Genomic DNA, 20,104 nt, shown 5'->3' on the forward strand with positions numbered 1-20,104 from the left:
CGGCGAGACAGGTTGACTGTTCAGATAACGGCCATGGTCAAAGGTCGGCGTGAAGTAGGCTTGGTTGCCGCCATGGCGAACGTCGGCGGGGATCGCGTCGAAGAAGGCGTCGATCGCCGCCTGGCGGGTGGAGGGTTCCACCGGCGTTTCCGGTTCTTCGGGGGCGTAGAAATAGGCCGGGAGCGCGTCGATCTGGTCGGCATTGAAGACGACGTAGTGGCGAAGGAAGCGGATGTTCTTCTCGACCTCCTTGCCGGTTTCGGGATGCTCCTCGGTTTTCTTGAACGACGAATAATAGACCGAGATCGCGCCGGTCTCGCCGCGCCGGACATTGGCGCCGAGCGCCTCGGCCTGGCGATAGGTCATCCAGAAGCGCGAACGGTAGCCCATCGCGTCGCCGAGCGCCCAGAGATAGAGCGTGTTGATGCCGGTGTAAGGCGTCCCGCAGTGCCGGAGCGGGCGGCCGCCGGCGCCGCTGCATCGCCAGGGTCTCGACCAGGGCGGAACGCCCTCCTCTAGCTTGCGGATGATGAGATCCGTGATTTCCGCGGCGACGTCGCGGCTGGATCGACGTGAAGCTGACATGGTGAGAACTCCGCTGTGCGGGAAAGGGAAACCGCCGACGCGTGTCTGCGCGCCGGCGGTCAGCACTCCAGGAGGTGAGAGGCGTCAGGCCGCGAGCGCGTCCTGATCGTCCAGCTGAGGTTCGCCATCGGCGTCGTTCACCGCGACCGTGTCCTGATCGCCACCCTGGTCCTCGGGTTCGTCGTCGACATCGAGATCGTCGGCGGGCGCAGAATCGAGGAACTTCATCGCGTTCGGCACCCAGGCGAGCGCCGCGTCGCGAACCTCCGGCTCGACGATCGCTTCGCCGGCGAAAAGCTTGGCGCACGATTCCGAGATTTCGGACTTCTTCATCGTCGCGTGACGCGCCGTGAGCGCCGCACCGCCGACATCGGCGAGCAAGGTCAGGATCGAACCCTTGCTGACCCGGTCGAAGAAGTTCTCCGAGGTCGGCCGCCACCAGCTTGCGACATCGATTTCCATGATGGTCGCAAGCCGGTTTTGCAGCGGGGACTGCTCGGCGCGGGAATTTGGCGCTTCGAGCGACATCGCGACGATATAGGCGAGCCAGGCCGCCTTGGCGTCGTCGTCGAGACCGCGGAAGGCCTCGAACCGGTCGACCTGCGACTGGTACTCGGTCCAGCCGGCATCGAGCCCGTCATGGGCTTCGGCGAGATAGCTACGGGCGCGGGTCGCAGGCTGCTCGCCGGTGACCGGGTCCTGGGGCGAGCGAGCGCGAATGGTCGAGCCATAGGCGCTTTCGGCGGTCATGCGATCGTCGATCATGACGAAGAGCGCATAATCGAGCGCGAGGGCCGGGTGGCTGAGGAGCGTCGCCGCCAGGACGTCGCGCCGCTGCATCGCGAGCTCGTCGTAGAGCCGCGCGCTGAGCGGCTTGCCGCCCGGAGCCACCGCTTCCGGCCGGGAGGCCGGGGTCGCGGATTCCCTGCCGGCACCGCTCGGCCGGCCGCGCGAACCTTTGTCCGCGGTGTCGCCCGTCTCGTCCTCGGTGCCGCCGATCCGGATAGCCTCCTCGCTGTAATATTCGGCGTCGAGCACCATTTCGCCCTTGGGCGTCAGCTTGAGGAAGGCGCCGACCAGCGGCCGCAGTTCGTCCGGCAGAACTGGCGCGACCTTGCGGATCGCAAGCTCCTCGGCGCTGAGCGCGTCATATTCCTGGTCCAGCGCCTTATACGCGTCCTCGCCGATGGCTTCGTCGTCCATCGCCACGGAAATCGCCTGCTGACGCTCCGCGATCGCCTCGAGCCGGGCCTGCTGTTCCTCGGTCGGGTCCGCGGTGGGCAGGATGACGCGATAGAGGCCGGCGGCGGCGCTGTGGGTATAGTTGGACGCGATCGGACGGATCCAGCCAAGGCCGAGCTCCTCGCCGACAAGCTTGGCTTCTGCCTCCATGATGTCCGCGGCGAGCCGCTGCGCGATCTCGGGATTGACCCACTTGTCGCCGCTGTCGCTGAAGAGGTCGCGATCGACCTTGCCGCCGGCGTCCGCGTAGCGGTCCTCGCCGACCAGGATGGCGACGGGATCGGTCGAGTTCATGGTCTCGTTGGCGATAACACGGCGGATGGTGTCGGCGTTGGAATAGCTGGTGCCGTAGCTGTTCCAGACGAGCAGCTGCTTCTCCTGGTTCTCTGTCGACGCATAGGCCTTGGCGACGTCGAGCGTGATCGTGCCTTCGCTCAGCGCCTCGAAGATCGGCTCGGCGAGCGTCGCAAGGCGCAGGCGGCCCTCGACGAAGCGGCGGGTGAGGCCGAAGCGTTTGGCAACGCCGTCGATGTCGCCCGTCAGCCCAATGAAATACTGGAACGCCCGGCATTCCTCGGCCGGCGTCATCTTGAGCTGGTGGAAGTTGGCCGCCGTCGAAGTCTCGGACAGGGTCGCCTCGTCACCGACCAGGACCTTCACGGGAACGTCATAGGTCTCGGGGTCGATCACGCCGCGCTCGGCGAGCAGGCGCAGGCCGCGCAGGCGGCGGCCGCCGTCGAACACCTCGAAGGTGCCGCGCGGTTTCCGGACGGGGGTGACAAGCAGGTTCTGCAGGACTCCGCGCGCTTCGAGATCGGCCGCCATCTGCGGGATTTCGAGCAGTTCGTCGGGTCGCTTGCGGACGTTGATGGGTGAAAGCGTGAGCTTGGCGAGCTTAACGGATGCGGTCATGGGAAGGAGCTCCATCTGGCGTCCGGATCATCCCGGACACCAGCTCCGTCCCCCCCTTCCCTTTCCCCGATTGGCTTACGGCGAACCAGCGAGCTGCAGAGCCGCCGAGCGATCGCTTTTCGGTCCAGCTTCGATTTTTACTGTCGGTGAACTGGCGAGCGATTAGGCTGGAACCAAGGGGGTACGTGTGAATCCGCTCGATCTGATCTCGGCAGCGCCGTGGAAGCGTGCTGCCTTCACGACCTATGCGCTTTCGCTGTCGTTCTTCGAGGCAGTGCTTCTCGACGCGCTGCTTCGCGGGGGTAGCCGCAATGCTCTCATCCTGGCCGATCCGGAAGGCGTGCGCGCCGGCCTGAGCGAGGAAGGTGCGCGCAGGGTCGGCCGCGACTATGAGATCGAAGCCGTCGCCTGCGCAAATCAAGGGGTGTTCCACGCAAAAGTGGGCGCGCTGTTCGGCGATGATGATGCTCATCTGCTCGTCGGATCGGGCAACCTGACTTTCGCGGGCTGGGGCGGCAATCTCGAGCTGGTCGAGCATCTGCACCCAAGCTTCGCGGCGGATGCATTCGACGATGCGGCGGCGTTTTTCGAACAGCTCGCCGCGTCGGCTCAGATCATCACGACGGCAGGGCCTGCCTGCGAGACGATTGCCGGCTTTCTGCGACGATCGGCGCAGGGACAGCCGCGGACGGGCCATATCCATGTGGTGCACAGCCTCGATGCGCCGATCGCGGAACAGCTCGCGCTCTATGCCGACGACCTTGGCGGCGTGACCCGCCTTACGGCGGTCTCGCCCTATTACGATCTACGCGCCGACGGGCTGGATGCGCTCGCGACACTGCTGGGTATCGAAAAAGCGCATCTCCATGCCCATCCCGCAGGAACGGTCCGCGGTCCGGGCTCGAATGCCTGGCCCTTCGAGGGCGGACCCAAGTGGCAGCCGGTCGACGTGGCTGACGCGTTCGGCCACGATGACAGACCGCTCCATGCCAAGTCGATCGAACTGGTTTGCCGCAAGGGACGCCTCCTTCTCAGCGGCAGCGCCAATGTGACGCATGCCGGTCTGTTCGGGCGAAACGTCGAGGCCGGGGTGCTCCGGGTCCAGCGGGGCAGCAAGAGCTACTGGGTGACGGCCCCGGGAACGGCCCCTGCCCGCCTCCCGGCAGACGCGCTGGACGAGAACGAGACGAGCGACTCCGCGATCGGAATCCTGAGCGCCTCGCTGGAAGGAGAACGGATAGCGGGCCGCGCGCTGACACCGAGGCTTGGCGGGAACGCAAGCGCCGTGCTGCGAACCCCCAGGGGATCCCATGCGCTGGGTCCGGTCGTGGTCTCTGGCGACGGCCATTTCCAGCTCGATGCGCCGGGCATCGAATTAGAAAGCTGGGAAAACGGTCGTCTGATCCTCGGACTCGAGCAGGGCGGCCGACGCTGGGAAGGCTTCGTGTCGATTGCGGCGGCGCTCGAGCTGATCCGGCGCACAGGTTCGATCGCCACGCGGCTCATGGCGATGCTCGCCGGCACCGAAACGCCGACCGACGTCGCCGCCATCCTGGCGTGGTTTCGCGAGGATCCGAGTCGCATGCCCGCATCGCTCGGCATCGGCGGTGGCGGTAGTGGCGGCCGGCCAGACGGGATCGAAGGCGTGGTGACGCTCGCCGACCTCAATGCGGCTGCCCTCGGCGCTAACTTGCTGTCGGCAGCGCCCGGAGAGGAAACATCGTCCGCATGGCGCCACACCATGGCTCTGATCCGTGCCGTGTTTAGACAATCGCGGGGCCCCTGGGGCGCCGGCGGCGAAACCGACGATGATGACGACGACGATGAGAAGGACCGCGAGAAGCGAGCGAGGTCCGAAGAAGCGGCGAACTATCGGTCGCTCCAGATCTTCGACGAACTCCTGATGACCATGCTGGCGCCTGAGGCCGCGGGTCGTAACGCGCTCATGGCGCTGTCGCTGTCGCATTTCCTGGCCGACCGGATCAGACCGGCACCGGCCAAGGTGCAACTCTGGCTCGACAAGGTGTTGCCGCAGATCGCCGCGCTTGACAGCCCCGAAAGCGACCTCGCCGCCGCTTCCATCCTCCTTCATCATGCCGCCGGCCGACGGGACGACAATGCCATTCGGGCGCGACGCTATTTCCTGCGTCGCGGGATCGATCCGGCCACCATTGCCGTCTCTCCAGATGTGATCCCGGCTTTCATGGCGTTGCTCGGCCAAGGCATCGACCTGGACGGCTTTCTCGGCGAAGTGCTGACGGCAAGGACCATGGGCGAGCAGATCGACGCCTATCTTGCCGCCAGCGATGGGCATGGTCCCGATGTCGGATTTGATAGCCTTCGCTCGTCGCCGCACTGGCCCAGTCTTGACCGGGCGCTGCGCGATCCCGCGTCGTTCGCCAAGCTGATGATACTCGAGACCTTCAGAGCGTCGTGCCCTCGTTGCAATATGAGGCTTCCCCTTGCGGCCGGAGAGGATCTGCGGCTGCGGGGATTGGCGAGCTGCTGTGGCCGAATCCTGCTTAATCGGGATTGCTGATCGTGATGGATCTGAACGAACTCCTCGACGTCGCACGCACCGCCGGCGAACCCCGTCCGGTCGACAGAAGCAAGATCGGCATGGGGGGTGTGGATCCGCTCGGTCTGCGCCAGATCAATTTCGGCCTGATGGACCGGGTGCTCCCTGACCTCAACAACGTGGCAAGCCACATCCGGCCCTATACGCTGATGGCCTGGGCCTGGCGGCGTGTCCGCCATATCCTGGAGCGCGGAAGGCGACAGAGCGCGCAGCCCGAGGAAATGCGCGATTTCGTCGACCGGATCGAGGCGATCTACGCCTGGTCCCAGTTCCTGATCGATCCCAAAGCCGACATACCCGGAGCACAGGCCATGCGCCCGATGCTGGATGCCGTGCGCTATCGGTTTGGCGGCGAGGAATGGGAAGCCCGGCGTAACATGCGACGCTATTCCACCGGTTTCATATCGCCTCTGAACTACGGCCCGAGCCTGCGCACGATGGGATGGTTGATCCCGATCGAGGGCGCCGCTGGCATATTCCAGCCCGATCCCGCCCTCGAGCCGGTGCTCGACGCTTTCGAAAAGCGCTTCGAGGCGGAATTGGATCACGAGGCGTTCCATCGCTTCGGAAGCGTCAGCGTGAAGCGGGCGGACGCCGAGCGCTGGGGTAAACTCTGGACGATGGACAAGCCTCGCGCGGCCGAAGCGAAGGCCATGTTCACCAGGCTCGGCGGCGAACGCGCGGCGCCCGCCCGCCAGAAAGGCGTCGCTCTGATCCAGGCTGCCTATGCGGATCTCGCGGACGAGGAGGCGACTTACGAGGACATCAGAATGCGCATGGCCGACGCTCGCAATCGGGGCAAGACGATCCTCCGTTTGCGGATTGTCATGGATGAGGGCGGATGGACGCTCACGCCGGGCACGACGCGCCAGGGCAATCCTCCAGAGCCGACACCCGACCGCCTCGAAACGGCTACAAGCCTACTCGTCGAATGCGGTCGACTATAGATCGACGGGAGTGTCATCTTCGTGCAAGGGATTGGTCGTTATCCGCGAACTCATGTCCCCGCGGCCTGGGGACTTTCGAGGCGAAGGCACTCGCGGGTCAGGCAGAGCACGGACCGCCGACAACGTCTCTGCGAGCTGCCACCGCGTGTTGCGGCCCGCTTTTTGGAAGTTTTTCCGTGTTTTGCAAATGACGATTCGGGCTTCGGCAGACACTTAACCGAGCATCTGGCCGAGGATCGCCTCTGCCGACGGCATCGGTACGAAAACCCGCGTGCGATACTGGATCACTTCGGTGAAGCAGCCGATCGACTTGAGCCAAGGCAGCCGCTCGTGTGGGCAACCCACCAGCTCGATCCGCTGCGAACCGTTGACGACCGAGCGCTTGATGGTGAGCGGGAACGGGTGCGAGACATCGACGCTGCGCCCCGCCGAGACTGCCTTGGCGATGGCGTCGGGCGGGAGCGTATCAGAACGATCGATCCCGAGCTTGGTGAAGAGCTGGGGCACATGATCGTCGAACACGAGGCGCCCCAGCCAGGACTGCCCTTCCCCATCAACGATGCGGTTGACCGCCATATGATCGCTCGGCAGGGCTGACCAGATCGGCAGCAACAGGCCCGTCGCGAGCCGGATCGTCTCGCTGTCGACGGTTTCCCGGGCTATTTCGACTTCCCTCGTCCATTCGGTGCTGAACGTCACGCGGTCGACTTCCTCCCAGGAGGACTCGTAGAGGTCGTCCTCGCGCATATATTCGTTGCGCGTCGGTCGCATCATCTCGACGCGCGCAATGGGCGTCCCCTCCTTCTCCTCCATGAGCGATCGCGCCCGGGTCCGAAGCGCGGCCTTCCCCGACTTGCGGTTGATCATGAAGCCGGCGCTGCCGTCGCCGTCGGCAATGCGCAGGATGCGCTCGAGGGACACGGGGTTGCGCCGCCGCGCTATCTCGATGGTGAGGAGATGCGAGGTGGCCCCGGTGCGTGGATCGGTACGCAGCACGACGTCGTCGATCAGCGTGGCCTTGTCGACGAGGATCGTCTCGACGCCGACGTCGAGCCGTCCTGCCTCGCGCGCGGCCGAGACGCGTGTTTCGATCAGCGACAGGAATTCGTCGAAGATGCTGTTCTGCAGCGCGATCGGCAGCGCGAGGATTCGATTGAGCCAGCGCTGGATCGGCGGCATCTCGTCCTTGAGGACGCCATCCTTGTCGCAGAGCTCGAGGCCGGTACGATGCTGGAAGTCGTCGAGCGTGGTGCTTGAGAGCTTGCCGGCCGCGAGCAGGTCGAACCAGGAGAGGAGCGCCGCGCAGGCATATTCGCTTTCGAGGTTGTCGGCCGGGTCGAACAGCCCCTGCCCACCCGTCTGGCGCTGGCCGCGCGTGAGCGCGCCGAGACTGTCGAGGCGCCGCGCGATCGTGCTGGTGAAGCGCAACTCGCCCTTGCAGTCGGTCGTCACCGGGCGGAACAGCGGCGTGGTCGCCTGATGCGTGCGGTGGGTCCGGCCGAGGCCCTGGATCGCGCGATCGGCGCGCCAACCGGGTTCGAGCAACAGGTGGACGCGCTGCTCCTGGTTCAGAACATCAAGCGAGGCATGGTAGCTTCGGCCCGTGCCGCCGGCGTCGGAGAAGACCAGCATGCGCTTCTTGCCGGCCATGAACGCGGCGGCTTCGGCCTGGCTCGTCCGGGCCGATCGGCTCTCAAGCTTCTGCCGGCCGTCGCTTGCCGTGATGAGGCGCTTGGTGCGGCCGGTGACCTCGGCGACATTGTCGTGGCCGAAATGCTCGAGCAGAGCGTCCAGCGCGGACATGATGGGCGGCATGGCGCAAAGTTTCTCGATGAGAGCATCGCGCGCGGCTTCCGCCTCGGGATTGTAGACCGGATGCCCATCGTCACCCACCATCGGCAATGAGCGCGGCGTGCCAGTGTCGTCCTTGAAGACCTGCATTTGCCGGGTCGGAAAAGCCCGCTCGAGGTAGTCGATAATGTACTCACGGGGGCTCAAATCAATTTCCAGCGTCGCGCGCTCGTCGGGCGAGAGATCGCCCAACCGCCGGTTGAGGATCGATTCCGCGGTGGTCACGAGTTGGAGGACCACCGATTGCCCTGCTGCCAGATGGGCTTTCGCCGCCGCGATCACGGTCGGAAGCTTCATGCTGAGAAGGAGTTGGCCGAAGAAGCGCTGCTTGGTTGACTCGAACCGCGAGCGCGCCGACGCCTTGGCGCCGCTGTTGAGGGTCGCATTTTCGAGCCCGTCGACCACGGCCGTCAATTCGAGGGCATGCTCCATGTTGCGGTGGATGATGCCCCAGGCGTCGGCATAGGCGTCGTAGATCGCGATCTGCTCGCGCGTCAGTTCATGCCGCAGGATGTCATATTCGACGCCGGCAAAGCTCAGCGCGCGGGCGGTGTAGAGGCCGAGCGCCTTCAGGTCGCGAGCGACGAGCTCCATCGCGGCGATGCCGCCCTTGCGGATTCCCGAGATGAACTGCTCGCGGTTGCTGAAGGCGGTTTCCGGCCCCCACAGACCCAGCCGCACGGCATAGGCGAGGTTATTGACGTCGGAGGCGCCGGTTGCCGAGGCGTAGAGGACGCGCGCGCCGGGCAGATGATTCTGGAGCAGCACGCCGGAGATGCCCTGCTGCGAGCCCTCCTTCTTGCCGAGCGCGCCTTCGCCGCCGGCGACGCCGCCCATCTCGTGCGCCTCGTCGAAGCCGATCACGCCTTCAAAGTCGTCGCCTGCCCAGTCGATGACCTGCTGGAGACGGCTATGATCGCCGCGTGCCGAACGAAGCGTCGGGTAGGTGACGAAGAGCACGCCCTGCTCCAGCGGTATCGCCTGGTCGATTTTCCAGTTGGAGAGAGGCTGGATGTCGGCCGCGAGACCGCCGAGAGCAGTCCAATCACGGCGCGCGTCTTCGAGCAGCGCCTCGTTCTTCGAAATCCAGATGTTCCGGCGGCGCCCGGCGAGCCAGCTGTCGAGGATGCACGCGGCAACCTGCCGCCCCTTCCCCGCCCCGGTGCCGTCGCCGAGGAAATAGCCCATGCGATAGGCGCGGCCATCCTGCGCTTCCTCGAGCCCGACACCTTCCTTGGCGGGCCTGAACTTCCCCGGCAGAAACTGGTCCCAAGCATGTCCCGCATAGACGACGGTTTCGAGCTGCGAGGCCGACAGCAGACGTTCGGAGACTGTGCGTTCGGGGAGCCGCGGCACATAGGCCGGGATCGGCGCCGCGATCGAGCCCATCGCGACGGATTCGACCAGGGCGGTCGGATGTTCGCCGGCCGCGTCGAAGGTGATCCGGCTCGGGCGATAGGGAAGATAGACGCCGACCTGGTCGAGCAGCGGCGCGGGCGTCTCGAGCGGCGCGTAGTCGACGGGCAGCACGTTGTTGCGGACCGGAACGTAATAGGGCCGCGGCTGCGCGCGATTGCTCTTCATGGCGCGGAACAGTGAGGGGCTGCTCGATCGCTTGGGAGCCGGTGCCGATGGCGCTGCGAGGGTCCCGCGCTCGTGAATCGTGAGCGCGCCGATGAGCTCGCGGATGGAGGTGCGCTGGATCGTCGCGGGAATGGTCGTGCCGGGGACCTTGTCGATCACGAACAGCCGGACCGCGATGCTGGTGCCATGCTTCAGATAGCATTTCTCGAGTCGCACCGAGGTCCGCACGCTGACATCGCGCAGCGTGGTCTCGAAGAGATCACGCATCCGCGCATTGGGACCGAACCAGTCGGGCATGATCGCAACCAGACGGCCGCCGCCGCGCAGCCGGCGAAGCGCTGCCTGGAGATGGCGGACGGCGGCGTGGGCGTCGGCGCCTAGCCCGACCGACCGCGAGAATGGCGGGTTCATGAGGATCAGACTGGGGCGCGTTGCCGCCGCCAGGCTGGAGTTGATCGTGGCGCCGTCGTGGCCGGTGACGGCCGCGTCCGGGAAAATGTCTGCAAGGCGGGCCCGGCGAGCCGATGCATATTCGTTGAGCTGGAGCGCGCCATAGTCCCGGCAATGCGCCACGAGGAGCCCGTTGCCGGCGCTCGGCTCGAGGATGACATCGTCTCTCTGGATGTTGGCGAGGAGAACCGCGACCGCGGCGAGATCGATGGGCGTCGAGAATTGCTGCCATTCGATCTGGTCCTCGCTGCGAACGGTCTGGGTAGGCAGCCGGTCAAGGAGATCGCAGGCGGCTCCGACATCATCGAGCGAGTGGAGGGGATAGGGGCCGAACTGGAGATGGTGCGCGAGCGCGTGTTCGAGGATCTCGAAGCTATCACGCTGGGTCCAGAAGCCATCGGCGTCCGTTCCCCCGAAACCCTCGATCATTGCCGCGTTGAGATCCGCGCGGGTGATCGGGTCGGTCGCACGCAGGCGATCGGCAAGAATGACGGCCGCGCGGCGTTCAGCCGCGGTGGCGGTATCGAAGAGATCGGACATGGTGGGGTCTCCGGACTGGCTGCCCCATCGGCAGCATCAATCCTCCGACCCCCCTCCCCTTCTCATTGCGCTGTGTTGGCCATGTTCTGGGGCAGGGGCCTTGGAAGCGGAACAGCCATAGTGTGAAGCGCCGGAATCTGTCCCAGCCCGTCAGGCCGGCATCTGCACCACGATCTTGCCCTTCGCGTGCCCGGATTCGAGATGCACGAATGCGTCCGCTATGTCGGCGAAGGGAAACACGCGGTCGATCACAGGCTCGAGCTTCTTCTCTTCGATGAGGCCGCCGAGTTCGGCAAGCTCAGGTCCGCTCGGATGCATGAACAGATATCGATAGGTGACGCCGTGCTTCTTTGCCTGCGCGCGGAGCCGATAGCTCACCGCCCAGAACAGCGCGGTGAGCAAAAAGCCCCCGCCGAGATCCTGTCTTGCTGTCTGCGGTTCGGGCATGCCGGCGATCGAAACGACCTTCCCGCCAGGCTTCACGACCTGGAACGACTTCATGAGGGTATCCCCGCCGATCAGGTCGAAGACACCGTCCATGTCGCGCACATGATCCTCGAAACGCTGTGACGTGTAGTCGATCACGACGTCGGCACCGAGGCGCTCGACCAGTGCCCTGCCCCGCTCTGAAGCCGTGGTCGTAACCTCGGCGCCGAGCCATCTGGCAATCTGGATGGCAAATGTGCCGACGCCTCCGGCACCGCCGGGGATGAACACGCGGCTCCCCGGCCTGAGCTGCAATTCGTCACGAAGGGCCTGAAGCGCAGTCAGGCCCGCAAGTGGCACGCCTGCGGCCACAGCGAAATCAAGCGTCGCGGGCATCCTGGCCAAAAGGCCTTCCGGCACGACGGTGTAGTCTGCGAACGCGCCCATGGATTCCTTGGGCATCCGCGCGAAGACGCGATCACCAGGAGCGAATTGTGTCCTGGCTGTCGGGGACGTCTCGACGACGCCGGCAAGTTCGTTCCCATCGTGATCGGCAAGGGATAGCGCTGGACGATTTTCAGCATGCCCTCACGCGTCTTGAAGTCGACGGGATTTAGGCCGGCCGCATGCACACGAACCAGGATTTCACCCGGCCCGGGTTCGGGACGCGGAATCTCGCGAACTACTGTCGCCTCGGGGCCCCCATAGCCTGTCAGCATAAAGGCCTTCATGGTCGTATCATGCCTGAGATCGGCCGGCGTTGATAGATTCCTCCTTCAAGAGGTTGGAGGGGTGACGGCCCCTCATGCTGCCATGCGTCTCTCGAGCACCCTTGCCCAATCCTTGATGCCGCGCGGCGGCGGCATTCGTTCAATCGTGAGGCCCGGGCGAGCGTAGAACTGCTCGGCCTGGTCGGCAGCGCGGGCGCCTTCCGCATCGTTATCCTGGGCGAGGATGAGGGTTTGAAGTTGCTCCGGCAGCCGGATCTGGTGAAGGCGCCTCGCTCCGAGACTTGCCCAGCATGGAAGCGCATTGAGAATGGTGAAGGCGCGCGCGGTCTCGAAGCCTTCGGCGAGTGCGAGGACGGCGGCGCCCCGCCCTCCTCCCTGCCACGCGCCCGCCGCCGGCCGACCGAGCATGAGCTTCATGCGATAGCGCGCCGTTGTCGGATCGAGGAATATTCGCTGCACGGCTGTCAGGCGCCGCCCTTCTCGCACCGCCACAAGAAGAGCCGGGTGGAAGCTTGTCCAGGGCTTTGGCCGGTACGGGCATCGCGGATGGAAACGGAGATCCTCGGTCATCGGCGCAAGGTAGCGCGACGCGAGATAGCGTTCCGCCAGCGTACCTTCGAGGGAAAGGGCGTCATCCCATAGCCGGTTTGCATTGCCGGACGAGACCGCCGAAACATCGGTGTAGCTGAAATGATTGCGGATCGGTACGCGCCGGAGTTCGCGCAGGATGTCTTCTCGATCGCACCCGGCGAAACAGGTCACCAGGATGCCGCGATTACCCTGGCGGATCGACAGGCTTGGGGTGCTGTCGGAATGCGACGGGCACAGGCACATCGCGGTTCTTCCATGCCAGGTGCCACCAAGTGCGCCAACGAGATCGATGAGTTGCTGGGAAGGTCGTTCGGCTGTGAGGGCCATGATCGGCTCCTTTCACAACCTCGTCCCCCCTCCCCTTCTCCTCGGCCGGCCTCTAGCGCATCATTTCGGATGCTATTGAAAAGCTAAGCCCAACGGACCGTGCAATGAGGCGTGTCACAAAATCTTTTGATGACAAAGAATAGCCCTGGCTGGTGCCGAGTCGGTGTGGATTTAGATCCTCCTCCCCTGTGCGCTGTGTCTGCGGAGAAACTTTGAGGCGATTCGCGTTGCTTTGGATTGGCGTCGGCCGGGCGTGCAAGTCTGACGATATTTGCGGATAAGTCCTTGAGCATGGCGTGCAGGTGGGCGACTCATCTTGATTTTCGGGAGGGTTTCTAGGTGAAATGATACTTCCCGAACGGTCCGGGACTCGGCGGCGACAAGGAGGCCTGTCCCTGAGTGCCGCAGATCCTGCCGCCCTATTTGACTAACTACCCTGTATTTGGCATAGCTGTCCGGGATTAGGGGCCATTATGCGGTAATTTTCACGAACCGTGGCCGGTTTGGGTTCAAGAAGGGGACATGCCCATGCTGTCGGGTCAGATTCTCGATGCGATGATAACCTCGTGCGAGAATGCCAAGACGGTCCTGCGGCAAGCGGCTATCGATCCATCCGATCGCAAAACGCTGAACATTTCAATGGGGGCAACCGTCGCCGCTGAATTGCTCGGGCGAACGCCGGAAGCGCTTTCCAAGGCGGAGGCGCGTGGCCGACTGCCCGCTCCCAAGACGGCAGCCAATGGACGCCGGTTTTACACAGTCGAGGACTTGATCGCGATCCGCGAGAAGCTGGGCATCAAGATGGGCAAATTGCCCTCGGAACGAGCCGTCGTGATCGCCGTGCAGAACTTCAAGGGCGGCGTCAGCAAATCGACGACGGGCAAGCATCTCGCAGATTATCTGGCGCTGCGGGGTTACCGAGTGCTCGTGGTCGATTGCGATCCCCAGGCCTCGATGAGTGTGATGTTCGACGTCAATCTCGAGGCATTGGTGGACGAGACGCATACGCTCTCGAACTTCCTCTCGCCGCGTATCGACGAAGCCGATTCGCTGCGAAAGACGATCCAGAAGACCGCCTGGCCCAATATCGATATCTGCCCGGCGAACCTGGGCCTGCAGGACACCGAATGGGAACTGACCGCAACCATCGAGGAAGGCCCGACCGCCATTGCCGGCGCGTTCAGGATGTTGAGGATCGGCCTGGAAGAAGTGCGGCACGATTATGATGTCGTGATCCTCGATCCTCCCCCGGCCATGGGCTTTTTGGGTGTGAACACGTTGACGGCTGCGGACGGCTTGCTGATCCCCGTGCCGGCCCGGCAGCTCGACTATCTTTCGACGATCCATTTCATGCAGACCTGTCGGGAAGCGATGGACCTCGTCTCGAAGTTCGATACTTCGATCGACTACGGGTTCATTCGTGTCGTCTGCACCATGTTCCAGCCCAACAGGACCAACGAAGCGCAGATGCTTCAGGTCATGGAGAAAACCTACGCCGGTCAGATGCTATCGACGCCGATCCTCCTGTCGGAAGAGATCAAGAATGCCGGTCTGTCGATGTCGTCGATCTACGAGATTAACAAGCCATACGGATCACACCAGACCTACACGCGGTGCCGCGACAACCTCAACATGGTGTTTCGCGAGATCGAAAAGGATATTTGCAAACAGTGGCCGTCGCGGATGGCGCAGGTCGGCACCGACAGACTGACGGAGGCGGCATGAGCAGCGCTGGGGGCAGGCGTCGCAGTCTACTGGCGAGCGCCATCGAGAGCATCGGGACGACCCCTGCCCCGACTTCCGTGCCAGAGGCGGTCGACGCCGAAGTGCTGGTCGATCGCGACAAGCCCGTCGACGAGCCGTCCACACCCTCTTTTTTGGAGCGGCGCGGTATTGCGTTCGACGAGATTGCACGCACCGTCAAACGCCCGACGATCCGTCTGAAGCCCTCGGAATGCTCTATCTGGCCGGGGAACGCTCGCGATCATGCAGCTCTGAGCTACGAACGCTGTGCGTCGCTCATCGACTCCATCCGGGAGGAAGGATCCAACCGCGAGCCGGTTGTTGTGCGGCGGACGCCGAACGCCGACAATCCCTATGAGTTGATCGTCGGCACCCGCCGCCATTTCTCGGTTTCATGGCTACATGCCAACAACCATAGCGAAATCGAGCTCGTTGCTCGTATCGAGACGCTTGACGATGAGGCCGCATTCCGGCTCGCAGATCTTGAAAACCGCGAGCGCGAGGACGTCACTGATCTCGAACGGGCGCGCAATTACAGGCACGCCGTAGATGCCTATTACAACGGCGTGCGCACGCAGATGGCCGATCGCTTGGCGATCCCCAAGCAGAACCTCCACAACCTCCTCCAGCTAGCGGAGTTGCCGGACGAAGTTGTAGCAGCGTTTGCTGAGCCTGGAGACGTCAAGGTCCGGCACGGCATGCGGCTCTCCCCGTTGCTGAAGAACGAGCAGTACCGCGACGCGATCATCGCCGCGGCTGTGGCGCTGCGTGCGGAGCAGCAGGCGCTGAAGGATGCCGGGAGCGACAAGATAGAGGGGATCAAGGTTTGCGAGCGCCTGGCTGCAGCCGCGGCGACGCCTGCGGTGTCGAAGATGCCCCCTCCCCGAGCCAAGCCCGCCCTCACCGCCGCTTCAGGCAAGGAGATCGGCCAGATCCTCGCCGATACACGGGCTAAGGGTATTACCATCAACATCAATCCAAAGGGCGCAGCTTCGGTCGAGGAGATTCTCGAAGCGCTTCGCCCTGCCATTGAAAGTGCGAAGTTCAGTCGGAATTAGGCAGAAATCTGATTTAAGTGTTTATTTTCAATTAGTTGGCTCCCGGTAAAATGCGTTTTACCGACGCCACGGGACACGAGATGCAACAGGATCACCGCGAAGACGGTCAGGTAGACCTCTTTCTCCCTCAGCTGACTGCGCTTCCTCTCCGGGATCAGCGCGAGACGATGGAGCGGCCCTTTTTCTCGCTGTCCAAGCGCAAGCGGCTCAAGCCGATCGACTATGTAAGCCCCGATCGAAAGATCACGGTCCACGTCTCCGCGAACTCGGAATATGGCCTGGCGACCATCTACGATCTCGATATCCTGATCTACTGCGCGTCGGTTTTGATCGAGCACAAGCGCCGGGGTACCAACGATATCCCTCAGACGCTGCACGTCGTTCCGTACGATATGCTGAAGACGCTCAAGCGCGAGGTCGGCGGACGCGCTTACGATCTCCTGGGAAATGCGCTCGACCGTCTCCAATCGACGACGGTGAAGACGAACATTCGTTCGGGGGATGCTGTCGAGACCACCTTCTCCTGGATCGACAGCTACAGCCAGCTCAAGGATCGTTCGGGCACTGTCCGCGGGATGAGGATCACACTCGCTAAATGGTTCTACGACGGTGTCCTGATGGACGGCGGCGTGCTCGCCATCGACCCCGCCTATTTCTCGATGACTGGCGGCCGCGAACGCTGGCTCTATCGGGTCGCGCGCAAGCATGCCGGTGGGGCCGGTAGGGATGGCTTCGCCATCTCAATGCCCACGCTCTTCGAGAAGTCAGGGGCAGAAGGCGACTATCGGCGCTTCAAGTTCGAAATGACCAAGATCGCCCGGGAAAACGATCTGCCGGGCTATTCGCTGGAGATCGAACAGCGTGACGATGCCGAACCGCTGTTGCGTATGATTCGGCGCGATCGCGAGCTGTCCGAGGAGGGTAAGCCCTCCCCTGCCCTCACCCAGGTTTCGCCTCCGGTCGCCAAGGCTAAAGCACCTGAGGAGGCCTCGATCTCCTTCCCCACGAGCGGCCATATTTCACATTCGGCATTTGGTGCGATCGCCCGCGCCAACCTGCCGAGCCCGCAACGCGACCATGGCCTCGTGGGAGACGACTTCCGGACCTTCTTGCGTCAACGCGAGATCGCGTTTGATGCGAAGAACATCACGCAGATTTTCGCCACCTTTTGCGCGAAGCAGCGCCCTGTAAACTGATCAACGTACACGCCCGCCAGCGTAACGGTCCTTCAGGAACACGCTCGTAAATGCGCGGCACGTCCAGGCCAAACATCCAGCTGGGCGTTCCTGAAGTAACGAGTTGTGGTTCAGATCTCAACGCACATGGTTTTATGGGCAGTCGGTGGAAGACCGTGAGGCAGGCATTGGCGGACTTTTAGCGGCCGCCCTTGCCCGCACAGCATCCGCCTCGGACCTGTTTACCAGCCCTTCAACCCGGCGATGCAGACATGCAGCTCGTCCGCACGGTACTTGAGGAACGGTGCTGTCGGTCGGAATTCCTGATCACATTAGCCTTGCCGGAACGCCGTGTGTCGAATTCGCGATGATCGACGTAGGCGAGGTCGCGTCCACAAGGTGCGTCACACGTCGGCGGAGGACATGCGGTCTTCGTAACAGGCGGTCGTGTTGTCGATCTTGTGTTTCCATTCGGCAGCAAGCTCAAGGTCGAGCAGCGTCCCGCACCATGGCATCCCAGACGCCTTGCCCCGGCCAACGCCAGAACCGCACATTGACCCAGGTCCACTTGCCATAGCGGCCCTGCATGCCGCCCTACGGAAATCCAACCCGCAGGAAATGTCGGTGAGACAGCGTCAATGTCACCGGCACCCACCATATCGACACCGCGCAGCGAAAGCAGCCGCCAAGCTTCCTATTGAGCCGTCGTCGGATCGTCGTGATCCGTACAAGCTCTGAGCAGAGGAATTCGGTGTCAGGATCCGAGCGGTAAGGGGGCTCTTCTTACGAACACGGCGTAGGGGAGGGAAGGATCTGGCCTCGCTGTATTTGGTGCCGTTCCTGAAATACCGTGTCGGCTCCAAATGGGCGGAAGCGGGTCTCGTGCAAAATGCACGCCTCGCGACCATCGCCCCGCCGGGAATGCGTTCCCAATGTACCGTTCAAGAAGTGGCCGCCATCGCCGAAAGCTCAACAATACGAGCCACGGAATGGCGGGGCCGCGACCGTTCGGCTTGAGAATGCGCCGACACTGCCGCCCGACGACGCCGCAGTCCAGCGATCCGTTCCTAAAGGACCGTCGTTGAGTCGTGTGAGGATTCGCCACTTGCTAAGGCAGTCGCCATTGGGCACGTCGAAGCTTGGGAGAGCGCCCCCAATGTCGCCCACTCAACTTTCAGCGCCAGACGATCAAAGTGGCCGGAACCCACGGAAAACAGGCAGATTCGGGCTGAGTAAAACACGTTTTACCGAGTTGGTCAGGCCTGCCTGCTGCAGAGTTCGGCACGGTATTTCAGGAACGGCGCACGGTACATGAGGAACCGAATCACGGTTCATCGGGAACGGCTTGCAGGGTATTTCAGGAACGGTGAAACGGTATAACGGGAACGGACTTATGGTTACGACTCGCACTGACTCGGCGAGTCGCGGAATGTTCATCCACAGCCTAACTTTTTATCCTATTCTCTAAAGAGATTAACGGCGCCTGCGGCGTTTCCTGTCTTTGAAAAGCTAAGACGAAAGAAGGGCAGGGATTGACCGCCTCCTCTAACTGCATAACCCCGTCGAGCCGCACCGCCGTCGTCGGCGCCTCGTCGCCGCGCACCTGACCCCGGTCAATCACCACCGACCGCTGCTCGTCCCGTTGGCAACGTTTAGGGACATTTTGATCCGGTTGTCACTGGGAACAACGCAAGGTACTTCCGCCGAAACAGCGCTGAGAGACCAGAACAAAATACGAAATGCCGCAAAAAGCCGCCCAGAGCCCGCTGAGCGCGTTGCCAGCGCCCGACGTCCCTTGGGAAGCAAAGTACCCCAGACCGCGCTGTACGGGCTTCCTGGCAAGGCATCACCAGAGCGCATTCTGCCTGAAACGACACTTATAACCCGTCACAGGCCGGATCTGAGCATGCACGCCAAGTAGCGGGGTCAGCCATCGCGCATAGCAGCAACCACTTCCCACAAATTGGCAGCAGGCATAGTTGGTGCCGGTCTATCATCACAGGCACCTCCACGTCGAATTTCTCGAAGCAGTGGAAAGCCGATGCTGGGAAGGGGAGGGACGCCTGCGCAGTCCGCTGACAGGCTATGCGCAGCCAAGTTTGATGGCGATGCGCAGCAGGTCGGCCGATCGCCAGTCCCGCGCTGACCGAAAGAGAGCCTCGCGCCCTCTGGTCGTCGCAGCGCTTTGCGACTTGCCGTCCCATTTTACAGTCGCATCAACCGAAAGAACGGCAATCTCACGCTAGTCTGAAAGGAGGGATGGTACGTGGGTGAGGTCAAACAGGGATCGAGTCATCGCCGGCGCGCCCGATCGCCGAAGCAACGCCCGCGCCACGTCGAAGAAGCTCGTCGATATTCGCCATCTCCTGATCGAAAGCGTCGAACACGTCCGCCAGCCCCCGGTTTGCGGGAAGGGAAGGGGGTTCATTGCGGGGACGGCCGCGCTTGGGCGCTGCATAGCCAAATTCGACGGCGAGGTCGGTGCTCAGGAACACGCGCCATGTGCGCCTCTGGGTGATTTCGATGAGCAGACCACAGGCAACACCGCGGGTGAGGAGCTTGCTGGCGCCGGCCACGCTCATGCTCAGCAGCTCGGATACCGATCGGGGCGAGAGCAGGGGCCGGTGATGGAGGAGCGCCGCGAGCGCGGGTAGGACTCCCGGTCGATATTCGGCAACGATCGCGCGCTGCGCATCGCGATGGAGCCGCTCGAGATCGTGCAGGCGTTCCAAGTTTGCAGTGACGCTATGCTCGAGGCCGCGTAGCGCGGCGTGCCAGTCTTCGTCGCTGATCGTCCGCTTGAACCGAAACGCTTTCACGCCGCCAGCGAGACAGGGCAGGGGGGTGGCGGCAAGCCCGCGGTCGCGCAGCGCGAAGGGCAGGCCAAGCCAGGGCTTGATGCTGTGGTCGATCCGCGCGAGCTGGCGCACGGTGTCGAGCGCGCGGACAAGGGGCGGATGCTCGGCCGCCGTCGCGGGTTCCCCGATCGCGGTCGGGAGCTGGTCGCGCCAGGCCAGCGTGTCCGGATCGTCGAGCGCCGCGCGCCATTGGTCGAAGCGGTCGAACAGGTCGAGATGGCTGGGAAGGGCAGGGCGTCCGGGCACTTTGAGGCCACAGCCCCACGAAAATACGTCGATTTCCTCGACCTCGGCTGATTGCAGTTGCAGCGCCTTCGCGTAGCCGGTCCACGCGGTGCGTATCGCCCACGGTTTGGCTACAGGACTGACGGTAAACCGGGCGTCGAGCCGCCCGATCGCCGTCGAACACGATGCTATCGCCGCGACCATTTTCGGGGTATAATCAGGTCCGTAGCGGGCGGTGACGGGTCGGCTTTCCATAGCCAATAGTGAACTGAAATCATCTC

The 20,104-nt window shown here is 63.5% G+C and carries 11 protein-coding genes and 1 pseudogene; 5 read left to right on the top strand and 7 right to left on the bottom strand.

The window, feature by feature from the left end:
- Positions 1-33 precede the first annotated feature (33 nt).
- Both ABS88_RS01240 and ABS88_RS01245 read right to left on the bottom strand, forming a co-directional pair.
- A pseudogene (locus ABS88_RS01240) lies at positions 34-585 on the bottom strand (ArdC-like ssDNA-binding domain-containing protein); the annotation flags it as partial.
- Between the two features lie 84 nt (positions 586-669).
- Entirely contained in the window at positions 670-2,739 is a 2,070-nt protein-coding gene (locus tag ABS88_RS01245) for a ParB/RepB/Spo0J family partition protein (protein ID WP_007015482.1), read from the bottom strand.
- A 187-nt stretch (positions 2,740-2,926) separates the two neighbouring features.
- On the opposite strand from ABS88_RS01245, the gene ABS88_RS01250 reads away from it, so the two are divergent.
- A complete protein-coding gene (locus ABS88_RS01250) occupies positions 2,927-5,278 on the top strand; it encodes a phospholipase D-like domain-containing protein (RefSeq protein WP_007015481.1) in 2,352 nt (783 codons plus the stop codon).
- A gap of 5 nt (positions 5,279-5,283) precedes the next feature.
- The gene (locus ABS88_RS01255; protein WP_286748729.1) at positions 5,284-6,264 is read left to right on the top strand and encodes a hypothetical protein; all 981 of its coding nucleotides are present in this window, start codon (positions 5,284-5,286) and stop codon (positions 6,262-6,264) included.
- A 213-nt stretch (positions 6,265-6,477) separates the two neighbouring features.
- Here ABS88_RS01255 and ABS88_RS01260 read toward each other — a convergent pair whose 3' ends face one another.
- The 4 genes from ABS88_RS01260 to ABS88_RS01270 form a co-directional block, all read right to left on the bottom strand.
- Positions 6,478-10,689, bottom strand: a complete 4,212-nt coding sequence (locus tag ABS88_RS01260; protein WP_286748714.1) for a strawberry notch family protein — start codon at positions 10,687-10,689, stop codon at positions 6,478-6,480.
- A gap of 150 nt (positions 10,690-10,839) precedes the next feature.
- Positions 10,840-11,562, bottom strand: coding sequence for an NADP-dependent oxidoreductase (locus tag ABS88_RS01265; protein WP_200894566.1), 723 nt, complete (start codon positions 11,560-11,562; stop codon positions 10,840-10,842).
- A complete protein-coding gene (locus ABS88_RS25105) occupies positions 11,457-11,846 on the bottom strand; it encodes an alcohol dehydrogenase catalytic domain-containing protein (RefSeq protein WP_443027893.1) in 390 nt (129 codons plus the stop codon). The genes ABS88_RS01265 and ABS88_RS25105 overlap by 106 nt, the downstream gene beginning before the upstream one ends.
- Positions 11,847-11,918: 72 nt before the next feature.
- Positions 11,919-12,764, bottom strand: a complete 846-nt coding sequence (locus ABS88_RS01270; protein ID WP_007015476.1) for a DUF7146 domain-containing protein — start codon at positions 12,762-12,764, stop codon at positions 11,919-11,921.
- Positions 12,765-13,292: 528 nt separating this feature from the next.
- Between ABS88_RS01270 and ABS88_RS01275 the strand changes: the two genes are divergently transcribed.
- From ABS88_RS01275 to ABS88_RS01285, 3 genes are all read left to right on the top strand, one after another.
- Positions 13,293-14,489, top strand: a complete 1,197-nt coding sequence (locus ABS88_RS01275) for an AAA family ATPase (RefSeq protein ID WP_007015475.1) — start codon at positions 13,293-13,295, stop codon at positions 14,487-14,489.
- Positions 14,486-15,565, top strand: coding sequence for a ParB/RepB/Spo0J family partition protein (locus ABS88_RS01280; protein WP_039858570.1), 1,080 nt, complete (start codon positions 14,486-14,488; stop codon positions 15,563-15,565). Before ABS88_RS01275 ends, ABS88_RS01280 begins: the two co-directional genes overlap by 4 nt.
- 80 nt (positions 15,566-15,645) lie before the next feature.
- Positions 15,646-16,761, top strand: coding sequence for a replication initiator protein A (locus tag ABS88_RS01285; protein WP_007015473.1), 1,116 nt, complete (start codon positions 15,646-15,648; stop codon positions 16,759-16,761).
- 2,255 nt (positions 16,762-19,016) lie between these two features.
- On the opposite strand, the gene ABS88_RS01290 is transcribed toward ABS88_RS01285, so the two are convergent.
- Positions 19,017-20,078 carry a hypothetical protein gene (locus ABS88_RS01290; protein ID WP_007015471.1) on the bottom strand — a complete coding sequence of 354 codons (1,062 nt, stop codon included), beginning with the start codon at positions 20,076-20,078 and terminating at the stop codon, positions 19,017-19,019.
- Between the last annotated feature and the right edge of the window lie 26 nt (positions 20,079-20,104).

It is taken from the genome of Sphingopyxis sp. SCN 67-31, assembly GCF_001725095.1.